The sequence below is a fragment of the Nocardia sp. NBC_01499 genome (assembly GCF_045040275.1).
In the GTDB taxonomy this organism is placed as follows: Bacteria; Actinomycetota; Actinomycetes; order Mycobacteriales; family Mycobacteriaceae; genus Nocardia.
Map to the genome: position 1 here is coordinate 4,942,301 of NZ_CP109426.1, position 18,995 is coordinate 4,961,295.

The 18,995-nt window shown below is 68.3% G+C and carries 18 protein-coding genes; 10 read left to right on the forward strand and 8 right to left on the reverse strand.

All coding sequences use genetic code 11. From position 1 onward, the window contains the following. The first annotated feature begins 82 nt into the window (after nt 1-82). The 8 genes from kstR (at nt 83) to OG203_RS22610 (ending at nt 10,349) form a co-directional block, all read left to right on the forward strand. A complete protein-coding gene (gene kstR, locus OG203_RS22575) occupies nt 83-730 on the forward strand; it encodes a cholesterol catabolism transcriptional regulator KstR (RefSeq protein WP_405167587.1) in 648 nt (215 codons plus the stop codon). A 375-nt stretch (nt 731-1,105) separates the two neighbouring features. Continuing rightward, the gene (gene otsB / locus OG203_RS22580) at nt 1,106-3,676 is read left to right on the forward strand and encodes a trehalose-phosphatase (RefSeq protein ID WP_405167588.1); all 2,571 of its coding nucleotides are present in this window, start codon (nt 1,106-1,108) and stop codon (nt 3,674-3,676) included. A gap of 187 nt (nt 3,677-3,863) precedes the next feature. Continuing rightward, nucleotides 3,864-4,748, forward strand: coding sequence for a metal ABC transporter solute-binding protein, Zn/Mn family (locus OG203_RS22585; protein ID WP_405167589.1), 885 nt, complete (start codon nt 3,864-3,866; stop codon nt 4,746-4,748). A gap of 11 nt (nt 4,749-4,759) precedes the next feature. Then, nucleotides 4,760-5,662: a metal ABC transporter ATP-binding protein gene (locus OG203_RS22590; RefSeq protein WP_405167590.1), complete on the forward strand. Its 903-nt coding sequence runs from the start codon at nt 4,760-4,762 to the stop codon at nt 5,660-5,662. Nucleotides 5,663-5,691: 29 nt separating this feature from the next. After that, entirely contained in the window at nt 5,692-6,528 is an 837-nt protein-coding gene (locus OG203_RS22595) for a metal ABC transporter permease (RefSeq protein WP_405167956.1), read from the forward strand. 159 nt (nt 6,529-6,687) lie between these two features. Then, nucleotides 6,688-8,139 (forward strand): FAD-binding oxidoreductase, encoded by a 1,452-nt coding sequence (locus OG203_RS22600; RefSeq protein WP_405167591.1) that lies wholly within the window; start codon nt 6,688-6,690, stop codon nt 8,137-8,139. 172 nt (nt 8,140-8,311) lie between these two features. Next, complete coding sequence (locus OG203_RS22605; RefSeq protein WP_405167592.1) at nt 8,312-9,484, forward strand: acyl-CoA dehydrogenase family protein; 1,173 nt, start codon at nt 8,312-8,314, stop codon at nt 9,482-9,484. 55 nt (nt 9,485-9,539) lie between these two features. After that, nucleotides 9,540-10,349 carry an enoyl-CoA hydratase/isomerase family protein gene (locus tag OG203_RS22610; protein WP_405167593.1) on the forward strand — a complete coding sequence of 270 codons (810 nt, stop codon included), beginning with the start codon at nt 9,540-9,542 and terminating at the stop codon, nt 10,347-10,349. Here the strand turns inward: OG203_RS22610 and OG203_RS22615 are convergent. The 6 genes from OG203_RS22615 to carD form a co-directional block, all read right to left on the reverse strand. Continuing rightward, nucleotides 10,346-10,624 (reverse strand): DUF4190 domain-containing protein, encoded by a 279-nt coding sequence (locus OG203_RS22615; RefSeq protein WP_405167594.1) that lies wholly within the window; start codon nt 10,622-10,624, stop codon nt 10,346-10,348. The genes OG203_RS22610 and OG203_RS22615 overlap by 4 nt on opposite strands. A gap of 115 nt (nt 10,625-10,739) precedes the next feature. After that, nucleotides 10,740-11,720: a 23S rRNA (guanosine(2251)-2'-O)-methyltransferase RlmB gene (gene rlmB / locus OG203_RS22620; protein WP_405167595.1), complete on the reverse strand. Its 981-nt coding sequence runs from the start codon at nt 11,718-11,720 to the stop codon at nt 10,740-10,742. Continuing rightward, nucleotides 11,720-13,150: a cysteine--tRNA ligase gene (cysS, locus tag OG203_RS22625; RefSeq protein WP_405167596.1), complete on the reverse strand. Its 1,431-nt coding sequence runs from the start codon at nt 13,148-13,150 to the stop codon at nt 11,720-11,722. The genes rlmB and cysS overlap by 1 nt, the downstream gene beginning before the upstream one ends. Before the next feature lie 65 nt (nt 13,151-13,215). Next, the gene (gene ispF, locus OG203_RS22630) at nt 13,216-13,683 is read right to left on the reverse strand and encodes a 2-C-methyl-D-erythritol 2,4-cyclodiphosphate synthase (RefSeq protein ID WP_405167957.1); all 468 of its coding nucleotides are present in this window, start codon (nt 13,681-13,683) and stop codon (nt 13,216-13,218) included. 2 nt (nt 13,684-13,685) lie between these two features. Next, nucleotides 13,686-14,411, reverse strand: a complete 726-nt coding sequence (ispD, locus tag OG203_RS22635) for a 2-C-methyl-D-erythritol 4-phosphate cytidylyltransferase (protein ID WP_405167597.1) — start codon at nt 14,409-14,411, stop codon at nt 13,686-13,688. A gap of 2 nt (nt 14,412-14,413) precedes the next feature. After that, nucleotides 14,414-14,902 carry an RNA polymerase-binding transcription factor CarD gene (gene carD / locus OG203_RS22640; RefSeq protein ID WP_011206964.1) on the reverse strand — a complete coding sequence of 163 codons (489 nt, stop codon included), beginning with the start codon at nt 14,900-14,902 and terminating at the stop codon, nt 14,414-14,416. Between the two features lie 360 nt (nt 14,903-15,262). Between carD and OG203_RS22645 the strand changes: the two genes are divergently transcribed. Continuing rightward, the gene (locus OG203_RS22645) at nt 15,263-15,964 is read left to right on the forward strand and encodes a hypothetical protein (protein ID WP_405167598.1); all 702 of its coding nucleotides are present in this window, start codon (nt 15,263-15,265) and stop codon (nt 15,962-15,964) included. Nucleotides 15,965-16,074: 110 nt separating this feature from the next. Then, entirely contained in the window at nt 16,075-17,487 is a 1,413-nt protein-coding gene (radA, locus tag OG203_RS22650; RefSeq protein WP_405167599.1) for a DNA repair protein RadA, read from the forward strand. A gap of 25 nt (nt 17,488-17,512) precedes the next feature. Here radA and OG203_RS22655 read toward each other — a convergent pair whose 3' ends face one another. Together OG203_RS22655 and OG203_RS22660 are read right to left on the reverse strand one after the other, a co-directional pair. After that, nucleotides 17,513-18,205: a hypothetical protein gene (locus OG203_RS22655; RefSeq protein ID WP_405167600.1), complete on the reverse strand. Its 693-nt coding sequence runs from the start codon at nt 18,203-18,205 to the stop codon at nt 17,513-17,515. A 122-nt stretch (nt 18,206-18,327) separates the two neighbouring features. After that, nucleotides 18,328-18,951 carry a carbonic anhydrase gene (locus tag OG203_RS22660; protein WP_405167601.1) on the reverse strand — a complete coding sequence of 208 codons (624 nt, stop codon included), beginning with the start codon at nt 18,949-18,951 and terminating at the stop codon, nt 18,328-18,330. Between the last annotated feature and the right edge of the window lie 44 nt (nt 18,952-18,995).

Sequence of the window (18,995 nt, forward strand, 5' to 3'; positions counted from 1 at the left end):
CTGTGCGGAAGTCAAGAGACGACCGCGAGCCGATACTCGGGCCAGATACAACCAACGACGTCTCCGGAAAGGACTCTCACCGATGGCCAGTCCCTCCCGATCGCAGCCGGCCGACTCCAACGCGGCACCGGCTACCGCGACGGTCACGACACTCAGCGAGGACGAGCTGAGTTCGGCCGCGCAGCGGGAACGGCGTAAGCGGATCCTCGACGCGACGCTGGCGCTGGCCTCCAAGGGCGGGTACGACGCGGTGCAGATGCGCGCCGTGGCCGAACGCGCCGATGTCGCAGTCGGGACGTTGTACCGGTATTTCCCCTCGAAAGTGCACCTGCTCGTCTCCGCGCTGTCCCGGGAATTCGAGCAGATCGAAGGCAAGCGCAAGCCGCTTGCCGGACAGTCGCCGCGCGAGCGCATGCACCTGTTGCTCACTCAGATCACCCGGATGATGCAGCGCGACCCGCTGCTCACCGAGGCCATGACGCGGGCGTTCATGTTCGCCGACGCCTCAGCCGCGGCCGAGGTCGATCGGGTCGGCAAGGTGATGGATCGGGTATTCGCCCGCGCCATGAACGACGGCGAACCCACCGAACGCCAGCTCGCCATCGCCAGGGTGATCAGCGATGTGTGGCTGTCGAACCTGGTCGCCTGGCTGACCCGGCGCGCCTCCGCGACCGATGTGACCGAACGCCTGGAATTGACCGTCGACCTTCTGCTCGGCGACCGCGCCTAGCATTCGGACGGCCAGCGCATAACCGGCAAATTCGGGCCGAGCGCCGGGTTCGTGCGGAAAATCACATTCACGCCGACGGCGGGCCCGGCACCGGAATTCGGGCCGACGGCCCGCCGCTCGGCGCTGCCGGGTAGCGCGAGTTTTGCGAGCGGCGTTGGTGACCCGCCGCGTGTCGGCATGATCGCAGCGCACGCGGTGAAGTGACCAGTCGTGGCCGCTCCGACCCGAGTTCGGGCGCTCGGCGCGCACTCCGGTTCGAAGAGGCGGAAAATCAGACACAGCGCACGCATAGCGGCGGGCGTCGGTGCGGCAAATCTAACCCAGTATTGTTCTGCCCGCCCATGAAAAAACTCCTCCGATCACTAGGTTGGATGCGTGAGCGCACAGGATCTGCCACTGGAACTTCGTCGTGCACTGTCAACGGTCGCGCGCGTGCCGAGACTGTTGGTGGCCTCGGACTATGACGGGACGCTCGCGCCCATCGTGTCCGACCCGGCGAAGGCCTTTCCACACCGGGAATCGGTGAGCGCGTTACGTGCGCTCGCCGGGCTCACCGGTACCACCGCCGCGGTCATTTCCGGCCGCGCACTGCGAGACCTCGCCGCATTGTCGCGACTTCCGGTCGAGGTACAACTGATCGGTAGCCATGGCTCGGAATTCGATGTGGGTTTCGTGCACGCCATCGACAATGACGCGAAACAACTGCTCCAAGAGGTGCAGACCGCGCTGACCCAGGTCGCCTCGGAAAACCCGGGCGTCACCGTCGAAATCAAACCGGCCAGCGTCGCACTGCATGTGCGCAACGCGAGCCCGGAAATCGGGCATCGGGCCTTGACCCAGGTCCGGCAGGGTCCGGCGCTGTGGTTCGGCGTGCAGGTGACCGAGGGCAAGGCCGTCATCGAGCTCGCCGTGGTGCAGACCGACAAGGGCACCGCGCTCGACACCATCCGGCATCAGGCCGCCGCGTCGGCCGCGGTGTTCTTCGGTGACGACGTGACCGACGAGAAGGCCTTCCGCGTGCTGTCCGGCCCCGACCTCGGCATCAAGGTCGGCGAGGGCGACAGCCAGGCCAGGCACCGGGTCGACAGCACCGAGGCCGTGTCCTGCGCACTTGCCTTCCTGCTCGAGGAGCGGCGCACCTGGCTGGCCGGCGCGAGCGCGCCCCGGATCGAGCGGCTGACCATGCTGGCCAGCCCGCGCTCGGTGGCGCTGCTCACCCCCGACGCGACGGTCACCTGGTTCTGTCACCCGGAGCCGGATTCGGCCGCGGTGTTCGCGCATCTGCTCGGCGGACCGCAGGCCGGGCACTTCACCATCGAGCCGGAGCGGCCGGGTCTGCCGCTGTCGCAGCGCTACATCGACAGCACCATGACGGTCGAAACCCGTTGGGCCAAGCTGCAAGTGGTCGACTACCTGCCGCACGACGTGCCCGCGACGCGCACCGACCTGACCCGGGTGATCACCGGCGACGCCAAGGCCGTCGTCACCTTCGCGCCGCGCCCGGAATTCGGCCAGGTGCCGGTGAGCATCGAGGCGTCGGAGCACGGCCTTCGAGTGCTCGGCACCAACGATCCGATGGTGTTGCGCTCCCCCGGCCTGACCTGGGAGATCCTCAGCGACGGCACGCATGATTCGGCACGCGCCATCGTCGACCCGTCGAAGGGTCCGATCGTGCTGGAAATGCGTTGCGGCACCTCCGATCTCAAGCCAGCCAAGACCGACGAGCTGGAGCGGCGACGGACCGCGGAGAGCTACTGGTCGCAGTGGGCCGGCAAGTTGCAGCTGCCGCCGCTGAAGCCGGATCTGATGAAGCGTTCGGCGCTCACCCTGCGCGGGCTCGTGCACGCGCCGTCCGGTTCCATCCTGGCCGCGGCGACCACGTCGCTGCCGGAAGACATTGGCGGCGTGCGCAACTGGGACTACCGCTACTGCTGGCTGCGCGACGCGTCGCTCACCGCGCAGGCGCTGGTTTCGCTCGGTTCGCTCGGCGAGGCCGAACACTTCCTCGGCTGGGTGCACCGGGTACTCGAGACGCTGCCCGGCCCCGAGCGCCTGCACCCGCTGTACACGCTGTACGGCGAGACGCTGCCGCCCGAGGCCGTGATCGATCAGCTGCCCGGTTACGCGGGTTCGCGCCCGGTCCGGGTCGGCAACGCGGCCAACATGCAGGTGCAGCTCGACGTGTTCGGTCCGATCGTCGATCTCATCGCGAGCCTGTCGCACGCGCGGGAGGTGCAGGGCATCACCGATCCGGCCGAGGCACTGCCGGACGCGGACTGGGAACTGGTGCGCGCCATGGTTTCCGCGGTGCAGCGACGCTGGCAGGAACCCGACCACGGCATCTGGGAGATTCGCGGCAACCCGCGCCACCACGTCTACTCGAAGGTGATGGGCTGGCTCACCGTCGACCGGGCGCTCACCCTGGCGCAGCGGTTCGCGCGCGAGGTCGACCCGGCCTGGGCGGTGCTGCGCGACACCATCGCCGACGAGGTGAAGTCCAAGGGCTGGAACGACGAGGTCCAGTCGTTCACCGCGGCCTACGACGGCACCGATTTGGACGCGGCGACCCTGCACATCGGGTTGAGCGGGCTCATCGATCCGTCCGATCCGCGCTTCGCCGCGACCGTCGTCGCGACCGAGGCCGAATTGCGCAGCGGCTCAACGGTGTACCGGTACCACCACGACGACGGCCTGCCCGGCGGCGAGGGTGGCTTCCACCTCTGCGCGGCCTGGCTGGTCGAGGCGTACCTGCTGATCGGCAAGCGTTCGGATGCCGAGGCGCTGTTCGCCCAGCTGGTCGACGTGGCGGGGCCGACCGGACTGCTCAGCGAGGAGTACGACCCGGTGGCCGAACGCTCGCTCGGCAATCATCCGCAGGCCTACAGCCACCTCGGCCTGCTTCGCTGCGCGCAGCTGCTCGGCCAGTCGGTGGAGGTGCTCGTCTAACCGGCTCCATCGCAGTACTCCCGGGCCCGTCGACGGCCGCGCACACGCGCGTCCCGGTCGGCGGGCCCGGACTCGTCTCGGCGGCGAACAGTTGCTAAAGTAAAACAGAAACCATTTCCATTAAGCTGTGTTGTGTCACCCGCTCGAGTGCGTCACCAGCTGTTCAGCGTCACAGGAGTACCCCCGCGTGAAGACAAGCATTGCCATACGGTTCGCCGGTGTCGCTGTGGGGGTTGTCGCCGCGCTCTCGCTCACCGCCTGCGGCAGCGGCTCGAAGGATTCGGGTAAGCCGACCGTCATCGCCTCGACCAACGTCTGGGGCGATATCGCCGCGACGATCGCGGGACCGGATGCCACGGTCGAGTCGATCATCAGCGATCCGTCCGCCGACCCGCACTCGCACGAGACCTCCGCCGTCGAGTCCGCCAAGCTGCGCGACGCGGACCTGGTCGTCTACAACGGCGGCGGCTACGACGAGTTCGCCGAGAAGGCCGTCGCGGGGCGGAACAAGCGCACGGTGGACGCGTTCGAATCCCGGCCGAACAAGGCCGACCAGAACGAGCACGTCTTCTACGACATGAGCACCGTCGCCGCGGTCGCGGACCGCATCGCGGCCAGCCTCGGCGCGCTGGCCCCCGGTGCCGCCGGCGCGTTCACCGAGCGTGCCGCCACCTTCAAGAGCGGACTGGCCGGGATCACCGCGATCGCGGGCCAGATCGCCACCGAGCACCCGAAAACGCCGGTGCTGCAGACCGAACCGCTCGCGCACTACCTGCTGCTCGCCGCCGGCGTCGAGGACCGGACGCCGCACGAGTTCCAGGAGGCGATCGAGCAGGAGACCGATCCTGCGCCTGCCGCGGTCGCCGCGACCCGGGAGTTGTTGACCGGCAAGCAGGTTCACACGCTGGTCTACAACGTGCAGACCCAGGACAAGGTCACCAAGGACCTGCGTTCGGTGGCGCAGTCGAGCGGGATATCCGTCGTCGAGGTGACCGAAACCCTGCCCGCCGGAGTCGATTTCGTGCAGTGGCAGACCAAGAACGTGCAAGCTCTCAGTGCGGCGTTACGTTGACAGACACCGTGATGAACTCCGAAATCGCGCTGACCGAGCAGCCGCCGCAAGCACTTTCGAGCACGGCCTCGGCGGTTCGGCTCGATGGCGGCCGGTTGTCGTTCGGCGAGCGCACGCTGTGGCAGGACTTGGATCTCGAGGTGGCACAGGGCGAATTCGTCGCGGTGCTCGGACCCAATGGATCCGGCAAGACCTCGCTGCTGAAGGTGTTGCTCGGCCAGCTCGGGCTGAGCGCGGGTACGGCCAGGATCGCGGGTGCGCCCGCGCGCACCGGCAACCCCGATATCGGCTATGTGCCGCAACAGAAGACGATCGACGCCGGGGTGCAGCTGCGCGGCGTCGACCTGGTCGGGTTGGGCTATGACGGTCACCGCTGGGGGCTCGGGCTTCGGGCGCGGGCCGAGCGCAAACGCAGGGTCGCGGCCGCCATCGCCGCCGTCGGCGCACAGCGGTTCGCGCACGCGCCGTTGGAGACCATGTCCGGCGGCGAGCAGCAGCGGCTTCGGGTGGCACAGGCGCTTGTCGGCGATCCGAAGGTGCTGCTCTGCGACGAACCGCTGCTCAGCCTCGACCTGGCGAACCAGCGACTGGTCGCGGAGCTGATCGACAAGCGACGGCGAACCAGCGACACCGCAGTGCTTTTCGTAACGCACGAGATCAATCCGATTCTGCCGCTGGTGGATCGGGTGCTGTACCTGGTCGACGGGAAGTTCCGGATCGGCACGCCGGATCAGGTGATGACCTCCGAAGTGCTGTCGGAGCTGTATCAGACCAAGGTCGATGTGCTGCGGGTGCGCGGGCGGCTGGTGGTCGTCGGGACCGGCGACACGATGGACGCGCTCGGCACGGCTGGGGCACCCGGCGGCGCGGAAGTCGCTGGGGCCGAACCCGATTCGAGCGGGGTCCGCTCGTGATCGACAAGCTATCCGGCGTGCTCGGCAAGATGTTCGACTTCAACACCACCGCCAGCCTGCTCTCCTACGACTTCGTGCAGCAGGCGGTGCTCGCCGCCGCGCTGCTCGGACTGCTGTCCGGGGTGATCGGTCCACTGATCATCAGCAGGCAGATGTCGTTCGCGGTGCACGGCACCAGCGAGCTGTCGCTGACCGGTGCGGCCGCGGCGCTGCTCGCCGGTATCGGTGTCGGCGTCGGCGCCATCGCGGGGTCGGTGGTCGCGGCGGTGCTGTTCGGGCTGCTGGGAACGCGCGCCAGAGAACGTGATTCGGTGATCGCGGTGGTGCTGTCGTTCGGGCTCGGATTGTCCGTGCTGTTCCTGTGGCTCGGCCCGGACCGGGCGGGATCGAAGTTCTCGCTGCTGACCGGGCAGGTTGTCAGCGTCGGCAACAACGGGATCACGCTGCTCGCGGCCTGCACCGTCGGCGTGCTCGCGGTGCTCGCGATCGTCTACCGGCCGTTGCTGTTCGCCAGCTCCGACCCGGAAGTGGCGGTGGCGCGCGGGGTTCCGGTGCGGGCCCTCTCGATCGTGTTCGCGGTACTGCTCGGCATCACGGCGGCCTTCGGGGTACAGATCGTCGGCGCGCTGCTGGTGCTCGCGCTGTTGATCACCCCCGCCGCCGCTGCCGCGCAGCTGACCGCGAATCCGGTGCGCGCCACCGTACTTGCCGTGGTCTTCGCCGAAATCGCCGCAGTGGGCGGCATTCTGCTGTCACTGGCGCCCGGCGTCCCGGTATCGACGTTCGTCACCACGATCTCGTTCCTGATCTACCTCGTCTCCCGGGTGGTCGGCTCCCGGCGTCGCCAACTCACCCGCGCTCGCTGACGATGCACGCGCTCCGGTAGCGAATGAGGCGGTCGGCGACAGCTGCCGGACGGCCCATGGCGAGCAAGTGACCGATTGGCACGAAATCGCCCGCGCGGCGCGATAGCCCCTGCGTGCCTGGTCATATTCGAGTCAGGGCCTTGGCTAAACTCCCGGCTCATGCTCACCGACGGAGGTCTGTCACGCGCGACGTTCCTGCTGGGTGCACTGGGTGCCGGAGCCGCCGCGTTGGTCGGCTCCGGCTTGACGCTATCCGGCAATGCCGCCGCGCAGCCGCCGCTGGCGGGTGTCGATTGGGAACCGCTGCGTCGGCAACTGCGCGGCCGTGTGCTGCTGCCCTGGGAAAGCGAGTACCTTTCGGCGAAGCTGTTGCCGAACACCCGATTCGATAGCGCCCTCCCCGCGGCGGTCATCCAGGTGGCTTCCGTCGAGGACGTGCAGGCGGCGGTCACGTTCGCCAGGGAACACCGCCTGCGGGTCACCGCACGCAATGGCGGGCATTCGTATGTCGGGGCCTCGGCCGCCGACGGAATCGTCGTGCTGGATCTGCGGCAACTCAACGATGTGCGCTACGACTCCGGTCAGGCGAAAATCGGTGCCGGAGCGTTGACGTCGACGGTGTACGAAACGCTGGCGCGTTCCGATCAGTCGCTGCCAGCCGCGCTCTGCCCGGGTGTCGGGCTGACCGGGCTCACGCTCGGCGGCGGCATCGGCGTGGAGTCGCGCGCCTACGGACTCACCTGCGACCGCATCGTTTCAGCGCAGGTCGTGCTCGCCGACGGCAGTGTCGTCGAGACATCGGCGACCGACCGGCCGGAGTTGTTCTGGGCGCTGCGCGGTGGCGGGGCCCGAGTCGGCATAGTCACCTCGCTGACCATGTCGACGATTCCGGCGGTCACCAAAGATATTGTGCGCATGACCTTTCCGGGAGAATCGGCAGCGCGGGTACTGGCCGGTTGGGCACAGTGGTTACGCACGGCGGACCGGGACACCTGGGGCAGGGTCGAATTGAACACCGACGGCGGCGCGCTGACCTGCCGGACATGGTTGGTCGGCGCGGACGGTGCGGGGAAGTCAGCGGCGGCCGCGCTAGTGCGGAGTTTCGGCGTCGAACCGCTCACCTCGAGCAATCGCCGGGTCGGCCTCCTGGACAGGGTGATCGATCTCGCGGGCGAGGGCGGCATGACCCCGGGGCGCACCGCCTTCGCCGCAGGATCGGACATCCTGGAAGAGATCTCGGCCGAAGTCGCCGACGCGATCGTTGGCGCCATCGTCGAGCGGTCCCGGTCCGGCAGGCCGGGCAACCTGCACGTCAGCCCGCTCGACGGCGCGGTACAGGACGTTTCGAGCGACGCCACCGCTTTCCCGTGGCGCAGGCACACCGCGGTCGTGCAGTGGGCGGAATACAAACTGACCGACTATGTCTCGGCACGGAATTGGATCGACCGGGCGCACGAGCGAGTCGCCGGGCATTCGGCAGGCGCTTACTTCAATTACGCCGAGCCGTCGGGCACCGGCCAGCGGTACTTCGCGGGCAATCTGAACCGCCTTCGAGAGATCAGGATGTCGGTGGACCCCGACAATCGGATCTACTCCGTTCCGGACATCTGAGCCGACCGATTCGGGCGATCGAAAACATGGCCGCGGATCTCTACGTACCTTCGCCACCCTGTGAATAACGTTCGGAACGGCCGACGACAGCGCTGAGGGCGGGTGCCTTCAGTCGCTCGGCCTCGGTTTCGTATGCTCGACGCACGCACCCCCGAACGATTGGTGACCACCGATGATCGACTTCTCGATGCCCGCCGAGCTCGCCGCCGAACGCGATCGAGTACGTCAGTTCGTTATCGACAAGGTCGTTCCGTTCGAGCGGGATCCGCGGCTCACCGCGCACGGGCCGACCGACGAACTTCGCCAGGAACTGGTCGAGCTCGCGCGGGCGGAGAAGCTGCTCACCGTGCAGGCGCCGGAGTCGCTCGGCGGGCGCGGACTGTCCCATATCGAGCAGGCGGTGATCTATGAGGCGGCGGGCTGGTCGACCCTCGGCCCGATCGCGATGAACTGCGCGGCGCCCGACGAGGGCAATATGTTCCTGCTGTCCAAGGTGGCGAACCAGGAACAGGTCGAGCGCCACCTCGCGCCGATGGTCGCCGGGCAGCACCGCTCGGTCTTCGCGATGACCGAACCGGACGGCGCGGGTTCGGATCCGGCCCAGCTGGCCACCACCGCCACCTTCGACGGCGAGAACTTCACCATCAACGGCCGCAAGTGGCTGATCACCGGGGCCAACGGCGCCAAGACGTGGATCATCATGGCGCGGCTCGCGGACAACCCGCACCTGCCCGCCGGTCCGACACTGTTCCTCACCGACGGCGATCAGCCAGGCATCGTCATCGAACGCACCATGAACACGATGGACCGCAACTACGTGGCCGGACACGGTGTTGTCCGGTTCGACGACCTCACGCTGCCGCAGTCCGCGCTGCTCGGCGACACGGGCCAGGCGCTGCGCTACGCCCAGCTGCGCCTGGCCCCGGCCCGGCTCACGCACTGCATGCGCTGGCTGGGTGCGGCCGAGCGCGCGCAGCGCATCGCGGTCGAGCACGCGCGCACCCGCACCGCGTTCGGCAAGCCGATCGGCGAGCACGAGGGCGTGTCGTTCATGTTGGCGGACAACGAGATCGCGCTGCACCAGTGCCGCCTGACCATCTGGCACGCCTGCTGGCTGATGGATCAGGGCGAGAAGGCGCGGCACGAGAGCTCGATCGCGAAATCGTATGTCTCCGAGGAGCTGTTCAAGGTGGCCGACCGGTGCGTGCAGGTGCTCGGCGGCATCGGCATCAGCGACGAGACGGTGGTCGAGATGATCTTCCGCGACATCCGCGCGTTCCGCCTCTACGACGGACCGACCGAGGTGCACAAGTACGCGATCGGGCGCAAAGTACTGCGTGGTTGAGCGAGGTTTTTCGGGCCGGAGTCACCGCGGCGGCTCCTGGACTAACATCGCTGGCATGAGTTCGGAACTGCACGTCGATGTCGCCGCGGGCATCGCCGTGCTCACGCTCAATCGGCCCGCTCAGCAGAACGCCTTCACCCCGACGATGGCCGCCGAACTGAGCGCCGCGTTGCAGCGCTGCGATGACGAGGACAACATCAGGGTCGTCGTGATCACCGGCACCCCGCCCGCGTTCTGCGCAGGCGCGGATCTATCCAGCCGGGTCGGCGATGTCAGCGCAACCATCGAACCGGCGCCGTGGCGGGTGCGCAAGCCGGTGATCGCCGCGGTGAACGGGCACGCGGTCGGCATCGGCCTCGCCCTCGCGCTGCAGTGCGATCTGCGGTACATGGCGCGCGACGCGGTCTACGGGCTCAACCAGGTTCGGCGCGGCGTGCTGGCCGACGGCTACGCGCACTGGACGCTGCCGCGCCTGGTCGGCATGGCCAATGCCGCCGACATCATGCTGACCGGTCGCACCTTCGACGGCGACGAGGCCAAGGCGATGGGCCTTGCCAACGGCTGCATGCCCGGCGGCGAGGTGCTGCCGATGGCGCTCGCCATCGCGCACGATATCGCCAACGGCTCCGCGCCGCTGCCGGTGGCGATGTCCAAGCGGCTGCTGTGGGAGGGGCTCGGGATGAGCCCGACCATGGTCGGGCAGCTGGAGACCGACCTCAACGAGCACGTCAGCAAGAGCATCGACGGCGGCGAGGCGATGGCGGCGTTCAAGGAACGCAGGCAACCCAACTGGACCGGCAGCGTCAGCGCGGAATGGCCGGCCTGGGACGACAAGGACGACCAGCGGCGACCGAGCCTCGATTAAGCGTTGCCGCCGATCAGGATCATCAGGTACAGCAGCGCGAAGATGATCATCAAGATGGTGCCGATGATGCCGAGGACGTACCCGACCACCACCTGAACGCGCCCGCCGTAGGCGCCGTGGGATTCCTCGATCTGATCGAGCGCGCGCTTACCCATCGCCCACGCCACCGGCCCGAGCACACCGCAGCACAGCACACTCGCCGCACCGAGCCACAGCACCGCCGTCGCGTTCGGGTGCTCGACCGGATTCCCGATGGGCTGGTTGGGTATCACCACCGCCCGAATTCTACGGGAGCACAACCCGAATCACGTTTCGTTGAATCACGTTTCGTGACGACTGGTTTCGTGCGGCACCCGGTCCGGCCGGAATACGCGCCAGCGGCGGGCTAGCTCAAGAGCGGCGTTGGCGGGCGATTTCGGCGAGGACCACGCCGGCGGCGACCGAGGCGTTGAGGGATTCGACCGGGCCCGCCATCGGGATGCCGAGGATCGAGTCGCAGTTCTCCCTGACCAGCCGGGACAGGCCCTTGCCTTCCGAGCCGACCACGATGACGGTGGGTTCGCGGCCGTCGAAGTCGTCGAGGGTGGTGTCGCCGCCCGCGTCGAGGCCGACCACCTGGATGCCCTGAGAAGCCCAATCCTTCAGCGTGCGAGTCAGATTGGTGGCGCGGGCGACGGGCAGCCGAGCGGCGGCACCCGCGCTGGTTCGCCAGGCGACCGCGCTGACGCTCGCGCTGCGCCGCTGCGGGATCAGCACGCCCTGGCCACCGAAGGCGGCGACCGAGCGGATCACGGCGCCGAGGTTGCGCGGATCGGTGATGTTGTCCAGTGCGACGAGCAGCGCGGGTTCCGGCGAATCGCGGACCTCGGCGAGCAGGTCGTCCGGGTGGGCGTAGCGGTACGGCGGCACCTGCAGGGCGACGCCCTGGTGCAAACCGTTGGCGCTCAACCGGTCCAGGTCGCCGCGCGGCACCTCGAGAATGGAGATGCCCGCGTCGGCGGCCATCTGCACGCTTTCGGAGAGCCGTTCGTCGTTCTCGGCACCGAGCGCGACGTACAGCGCGGTGGCCGGCACGCCAGCGCGCAGGCATTCGACCACCGGGTTGCGGCCGAGCACCATTTCCGGGCTGTCGTCGTCCTTGCGCCCGGCCGCACGGCCCGAGCTGCCGCGGGGGCCGCTGCCGCCCTTGGCCGCGGCCTTCGCCGCCGCGGCGGCCCGCTTGGCGGCGGGATGCTTGGTGCGTGCCTCGGCGGGCGGGGTCGCGCCGCGACCCTCCAGTCCGCGCCTGCGCTTACCGCCGGAGCCGACGACGGCGCCCTTCTTGGTCCCGCCCTTGCGGATCGCACCACGACGCTGCGAATTGCCTGCCATTACTTGGCCTTTCCAGGTTGTAGCGCGTCCGGCACCGTCTGCGGCGCAGCGCCAAGGGCCCATTCGGGACCATTTTGCGTGTCGGTGACCTCGATTCCGGCTGCCTGCAATCGATCGCGGGCGGCATCGGCGCTCGCCCAATCCTTGTCTGCTCGCGCCTGTTGACGGCGGTCGAGCTCGGCGCGCACCAGCACGTCGAGCGCGCCCAGTGCCGCCGATGAGTCGCGTGGGGTGAACCAGTGCGGATCCAGCGGGTCGACACCGAGGATACCGAGCATGGCTCGGAGCTGTCCGGCCAGGTCCCGCGCACTGTCGATCGCACCGGCCTCGAGCGCCTTATTGCCTTCGTGTACGACGCGGTGGATCTCGGCGAGCGCCTTCGGCACGGCGAGGTCGTCATCGATGGCCGCGGCGAACGCATCGGTCCACTTGCCGACCGGGATCTCGCCCGCGCGGTCCGCGGTCCGGTGCACGAAGGCCTCGATGCGCTGGTAGGACTGGGCCGCGTCGTTGAGTGCCTTGTCCGAGTACTCCAGCATCGAACGGTAGTGCGCGCTGCCGAGGTAGAACCGGAGTTCAACGGCGCGAACGTTGTTGAGCACGTTCGGCACGGACAGCACATTGCCGAGCGACTTGGACATCTTCTCCCCGCCCATGGTCACCCAGCCGTTGTGCAGCCAGTACTGAGCGAAGCCGTCGCCGGCCGCCTTGGACTGGGCGATCTCGTTCTCGTGGTGCGGGAACACCAGATCCATACCGCCGCAATGGATGTCGAACTCGGGGCCGAGGTAGAACTCGGCCATCGCGGAGCATTCCAGGTGCCAGCCGGGGCGGCCGGGGCCCCACGGCGACGGCCAGGTCGGCTCGCCGGGCTTAGCGGCCTTCCACAGGGTGAAGTCGCGCGGGTCGCGCTTGCCCTCACCCGCGCTCTCGCCCTGGTGCACGTCGTCGAGCCGGTGGCCGGACAGGCTTCCGTAGTCGGGGTAGCTGACCACGTCGAAGTAGACGTTGCCCGCGGAGGCGTAGGCGTGCCCGCGCTCGATCAGCCGTTGCATCATGTCGACCATCTGCGTGATGTGGCCGGTGGCCCGTGGTTCCACGGACGGCGGCAGCACGCCGAGGGTCTCGTAGGCGTTGTCGAAGGCGCGCTCGTAGGTGGCCGCCCACTCCCACCACGGCCGGCCCGCCTCGGCGGCCTTGTTGAGGATCTTGTCCTCGATGTCGGTGACGTTGCGGATGAACCACACGTCGTAGTCGTGGGCGAGCAGCCAGCGGCGCAGCACGTCGAAGGCGACGCCGCTGCGCACGTGGCCGATGTGTGGCGCGCCCTGCACGGTCGCGCCACACAGGTACACCGAGGCACGGCCGGGGACCAGGGGCGCGAACTCGCGCATGGTCCGCGTGTCGGTGTCAAAGAGGCGCAGCGTCACGGCAGTCGATCCTAGCTGGTAGATAAGCCTGTTCACGGACCCGGCTCAGGTCCGCCGGAGCGGGGTCAGCGACAGGCTTGTAGCAGGGCGGTCGCCATGGCCGCGATGCCCTCGCCGCGGCCGGTGAGGCCGAGGCCGTCGGTGGTGGTGCCGGAGACCGAGACCGGGGCGCCGAGCAGTTCGCCGAGCAGCTGCTGGGCCTCGTCGCGGCGCGGTCCGATCTTGGGTCGATTGCCGATCACCTGGACCGCCGCGTTGACGATGTCGAAGCCTGCCTCATCGAGCAGCCTGCGCACTTCCTTCAGCATGGCGGCGCCGGAGACGCCGGCCCATTCCGGGCGTCCGGTGCCGAAGACCGCGCCGACGTCGCCGAGTCCGGCCGCGGACAGCAGTGCGTCGCAGAGTGCGTGCGCGGCGACATCGCCGTCGGAGTGTCCTGCGCAGCCGTCGTCGCCGTCGAAGAGCAGTCCCGCCATCCAGCACGGGCGGCCCGGCTCGATGGGGTGCACGTCGCTGCCGATGCCGACTCGCATATTCACCGCGCCACCGCCCGGCGCAGGTCGGCGCCGTCGAGCACGGCGTTGGCGAGCAGCAGGTCGAGCGGGGTGGTGATCTTGAAGGCCAGCGGGTCGCCAGGGATGGTGTGCACCTGGTTGCCGAGCAGCTCGACCAGTCCGGCGTCGTCGGTGGCTTGCACGCCCTCGGACAGGTAGGCCGAGCGCAGCAGTTCGGCCGCGAAACCCTGCGGGGTCTGGATGGCGCGCAGTCGCGCGCGGTCCGGGGTGCCGGTGACCGCGCCCGCGGCGTCGACGGACTTGATGGTGTCGGCGACCGGAAGCGCGGGGACCACGGCGAGTCGTCCGGCGCGCAACTCGGCGGCGACCCTGGCGATGAGCTCGGGTGGGGTAAGGGCGCGCGCGGCGTCGTGCACGAGGTAGTAGGCGGCCTCGGGTGCGGCGGCGATGCCTGCCCGCACCGAGTCGATGCGTTCGGCGCCGCCGACGACCACGTGTACCGAATCCGAGGGCGGCAGCAGGGCAACGGCGCTCTCGACGAATTCGGCGGGAACCATAACAATGATCCGGTCGACCGCCCCGGAGGCGATCAGGCCTTCGACGGCGAGCCGGACCATAGGGCTGCCGCCGATCGGGACGAACGCCTTGGGCGTGGCTTCACCCAGGCGGACGCCGCGACCGGCGGCAGGCACCAAAGCAACGACGGTTCCGTCGGTGAGACGAGCACCGTTGTCGAGTGTGTTCACGGTCAGGAAGCCGCGGCGAGGACCTCGTCCAGCAGCGTCTCGGCCTTGCCGTCATCGGTACCCTCGGCGAGCGCGAGCTCACCGACGAGAATCTGACGGGCCTTGGCAAGCATTCGCTTTTCACCGGCGGACAGGCCGCGATCCTGCTCACGACGCCACAGGTCGCGGACGACCTCGGCCACCTTGTTCACATCGCCGGAGGCGAGCTTCTCCAGGTTGGCCTTGTAACGGCGGGACCAGTTGGTCGGCTCCTCCGTGTGTGGCGCGCGCAGGACCTGGAAGACTCGATCGAGACCCTCCTGGCCGACGACATCACGTACGCCGACGTATTCAGCATTCTCTGCGGGAACCCGAACAGTCAGATCGCCTTGGGCGACCTTCAGGACCAGATACTCTTTTTGCTCACCCTTGATGGTGCGAGTCTCGATAGCTTCGATCAGCGCCGCTCCGTGGTGGGGGTAAACGACGGTGTCTCCGACCTTAAAAATCATGTGTCCCGTGCCCCTTTCGATGTTCACAGTTTAACATGCGACTCGGTAACGGCGCGATCAACTGTGCAGGTCAGGGCCACAACGAGGCAGCGGTGGGGCTTGACAACGCCCGCCTGGTGTGCATTATGTTGTGCCAGAACGGGTTACCTCCCCGCACTGCCCCCGTCCCGGCCCCCCGACCTGAGCTGGCAGTGCGTCCGCGATCCGTCGATGCTCGACCGATCTGTTATCAACGACCCGCGAGTCGCGAGCCCCGGCTCCCGGTCCGTAGCGGGAACTACTACGCTGCCTAGTTATTACTCTCCCTTGCGGAGTGACCCGGTCGACATGGAGGGACAACCCGTGACTGCCCTGAAAGCTGTGACCGCCCTGAAAAAGGCGCGACGTCGCATGGTGCCGGTTGCCGCACTCGCCGCAGGTGCGGCGATCGTGCTGACCGGCTGTAGCTCGGGCCAGATCTCGCAGACCGCGGACCAGGTCGCCGCGATCAATGGCAACCACGCCGATATCGGCAAGGTCGCGCTGCGCAACGTGCACATCGTCTTCCCCGCCCAGGGCACCGACTACAACAACACCAAGGGCGGCAAGGCGGTCATCGCGCTGTCGATCATCAACAACAGCCCGTCCGTGCCCGACGAGCTGACCAGCCTCACCACCGACCTCGGCACCGTGAAGATCACCCCGGCCACCGGCAAGTCGACGGTGGAGCTTGCCCCGCAGCGGACCGTCGTCGCGGCGACCAAGCCGGACAAGCCCGCCACGTCCATGGGCGACATGCACGGCGCGACGCCGACCTCCGCGGCACCGACCTCGGCCAAGCCCGAGACCACCGGCGGCGCCGAGTCCGCGGCCGCCGAAGACCCGGAGGCGCATCCGATCCTGATCGAGATCACCGGCCTGACCAGGGACATCACCCCTGGCCTCACCTACAACGTCGCGTTCAACTTCAAGCAGAACGGCACCGTGCAGGTCCAGGTGCCGGTCGACGCGGGCGCGACCACCGAGCGGCACGAGTCGGACAAGTCCGGCGCGGCCGAGGCCGAGCACACCGGCGGACACTGACCATCTAGCCCCCTTACGAAATAGGCTGTCGCACCCCCTTGGTGCGGCAGCCGTTCGTTTATCCGGCCGAGGTCGGCCATGTTGTCGGACGCGGTACGTAAGGTGCGCGTGTGGCAAAGACCAGGTCGATCTTCAAGTGCTCCGCCTGCACGCACGAGGTCGCCAAGTGGGTGGGCAAGTGCCCCGACTGCGGTGCGTGGGGCACCGTCGACGAGGTAGTCCTCGCGGCGACGGGTGCTGGCGCACCGGCGCGGCGCGCGATGCTGCCGAGCACCGCCGCCGCGCCGATCTCCACCATCGACTCCCAGATCACCAGGGCGAAGCCGACCGGGGTCAGCGAACTGGACCGGGTGCTCGGCGGTGGCGTTGTCCCCGGCTCGGTTGTGCTGCTCTCCGGTGAGCCTGGCGTCGGCAAGTCGACGCTGCTGCTCGAGGTCGCGCACCGCTGGGCACGGCAGCACGACGCGAAATCGCTCTACGTCACCGCGGAGGAGTCGGCGGGACAGGTGCGGCTGCGCGCCGACCGCACCGGCGCGGTGCACGAACGGGTCTATCTGGCCGCGGAATCCGATCTTTCGATCGTGCTCGGGCATGTCGAGCAGGTGCAGCCGACGCTGCTGGTTGTCGACTCGGTGCAGACCATGCTCGCGCCCGAGGTGGACGGCGTGATCGGCGGCGTCACCCAGGTGCGCGCGGTGACCTCGGCGCTGACCTCGCTGGCCAAGGCGAGCGGGATCGCGGTGCTGCTGGTCGGGCACGTCACCAAGGACGGCAATGTCGCGGGCCCGCGCACCCTGGAACACCTCGTCGACGTGGTGCTGCAGTTCGAGGGCGACAAGAACTCGGCGCTGCGGATGGTGCGCGGCATCAAGAACCGCTTCGGCAGCGCCGACGAGGTCGGCTGTTTCGAGCTGCACGAGGACGGCATCGCCTGCGTCGACGACCCGTCCGGGCTGTTCCTGCACCACCGCACCGATTCGGTGCCCGGCACCGCGGTCACCGTCGCGATGGACGGCAAACGGCCGCTCGTCGCCGAGGTGCAGGGGCTGACGGTGGAGACCGAGATTCCGAATCCGCGCCGCGCGGTCAGCGGCCTCGACTACAACCGGGTCGCGATGGTGCTCGCCGTGCTGCAGAGCCGAGGAAAGGTGTTTCTCGGCAAGTCCGACGTGTACGCCGCGACGGTCGGCGGTATGCGCCTGCTGGAGCCCGCCGCCGACCTTGCCATCACGCTCGCCATCGCCAGCGCCAATTCGGAGGTGGCGATTCCGGCGGGCTGGGTGATCCTCGGCGAGGTCGGCCTTGCCGGTGAGGTGCGCAAGGTGACCGGACTGGAACGCAGGCTGGCCGAGGCCGAACGGCTCGGCTTCACCACCGCGCTGGTGCCGCCGGGTTTCACGCCGCTCAAGCGTGGCGGCATGAAGATCCACGAGGTCGCCGACGTGCGCTCGGCCATCCGCATCACCGGTACCCGCAAGCGGCGCGCACCGAAGGAGGCGACGGAGGTTGCGCCCGATTTCTAACGGACGCAACCGAATCCGGCGTTACTCAGGCGGGGGTCAGATTGAACGGCTCCGGCGAGCTGTGCAGCGAGCCGAATTGCGCGGTGACCTGATAGGCGCCCGCCGGCACCGGCACCCGCTCGCCGACGCAGCCCTGCTGCGAGGTCGTGCCCGACCAGCGCACCGTGAACAGCGCCTGCTCACCGGGTTTCAGATTCCGCACGTTCGACTCGTCGACGGGCGAACAGTCCGAGCTCGTCCAGAATCGGCGCTGGCCGTCCAGCGACGACACCGACGCCTGGATCTGCGCCAGATTCATATCCCGCTGGCACAGCGCGCTGGAGATGTTGGTGATGACGATCCGGAAGTTCGGCTGCTCGCCGACCCGATAGGTCGGCTGATCCACGCTGATCTTGATCGCCAGCGACTGATCGGAGCACTGCGGCGCTCCCGCGGCGGCCTCGTTCGACGCCGACGGAGCGCCGCTCGATGTTGCGGGCGCGCCGGATTCGCTCGAACCAGCGGCCTTTGTCGTCGAGACATCGGCGGGCTTGCTCGTCGTCGCCGAGGACGACGCACCGGCCGCGGCCTGCTTCGAATCGCTCGGCGAGTCACCGCCGCGGGATACCGTCAGTACGAGCCAGATGACCAGCGCCAACGCGACGACCAGTGCGCCGATCGCCAATGCGCGACGACGCCAATAGATCTCCGGTGGCAGCGGTCCATTCGGTTCCAGCACGCCTCAACGGTAAGGGCACGGTCGGGCGCAGTGACTCATGCGCACGGCGTGTCGGTCCGGATTACGCGATCGTGGCGACGGAATTCTGGCCCGCACGCTGGGCAAACGCCGACGACTCCGACTCAGGCGAGCTCGCCGATGTTGCCGACGACACGCTGCAGCTTCACCCGTCCGTCGGCGAGCTTGTATGTGACACAGGCGATCGCGCATTCGCCGGTCGCGACGCGCTGGGAGATGATCATCGACCGCTGCATGAGCAGCCTGCTCGTCTCGACCACGTGCCTTGCCTCCATCTCGTCGACGGTGGACAGGCCCTCCCTGCGACCGATCAGAATGGACGGCGTGACCCGCTCGACCACGCTGCGGATGAATCCGCCAGGCACCTCGCCGCCGTCGAGCGCGTCGATGGTGGCCTTCACCGCGCCGCAGCTGTCGTGCCCGAGCACCACGATCAGCGGAACGTTGAGCACCTGCACGCCGTACTCGATCGAGCCGAGCACCGAGCTGTCGACGACGTGGCCAGCGGTGCGCACCACGAACATGTCGCCGAGCCCCTGGTCGAAGATCAACTCGGCGGCGACCCTGGAGTCACCGCAGCCGAAGAGGATCGCGGACGGGTGCTGGCCGCTGACAAGTTTGGCTCGGTCGACGGCGCCCTGGCTAGGATGCTCCAGCGCACCGGTGACGAAACGGTCGTTGCCTTCGCGCAAAGATTTCCAGGCACTGACCGGATTTGAATCAGGCATACCGACCATTGTGCACAAGGCTTGTGTTACCAGCCAGTTCGTTT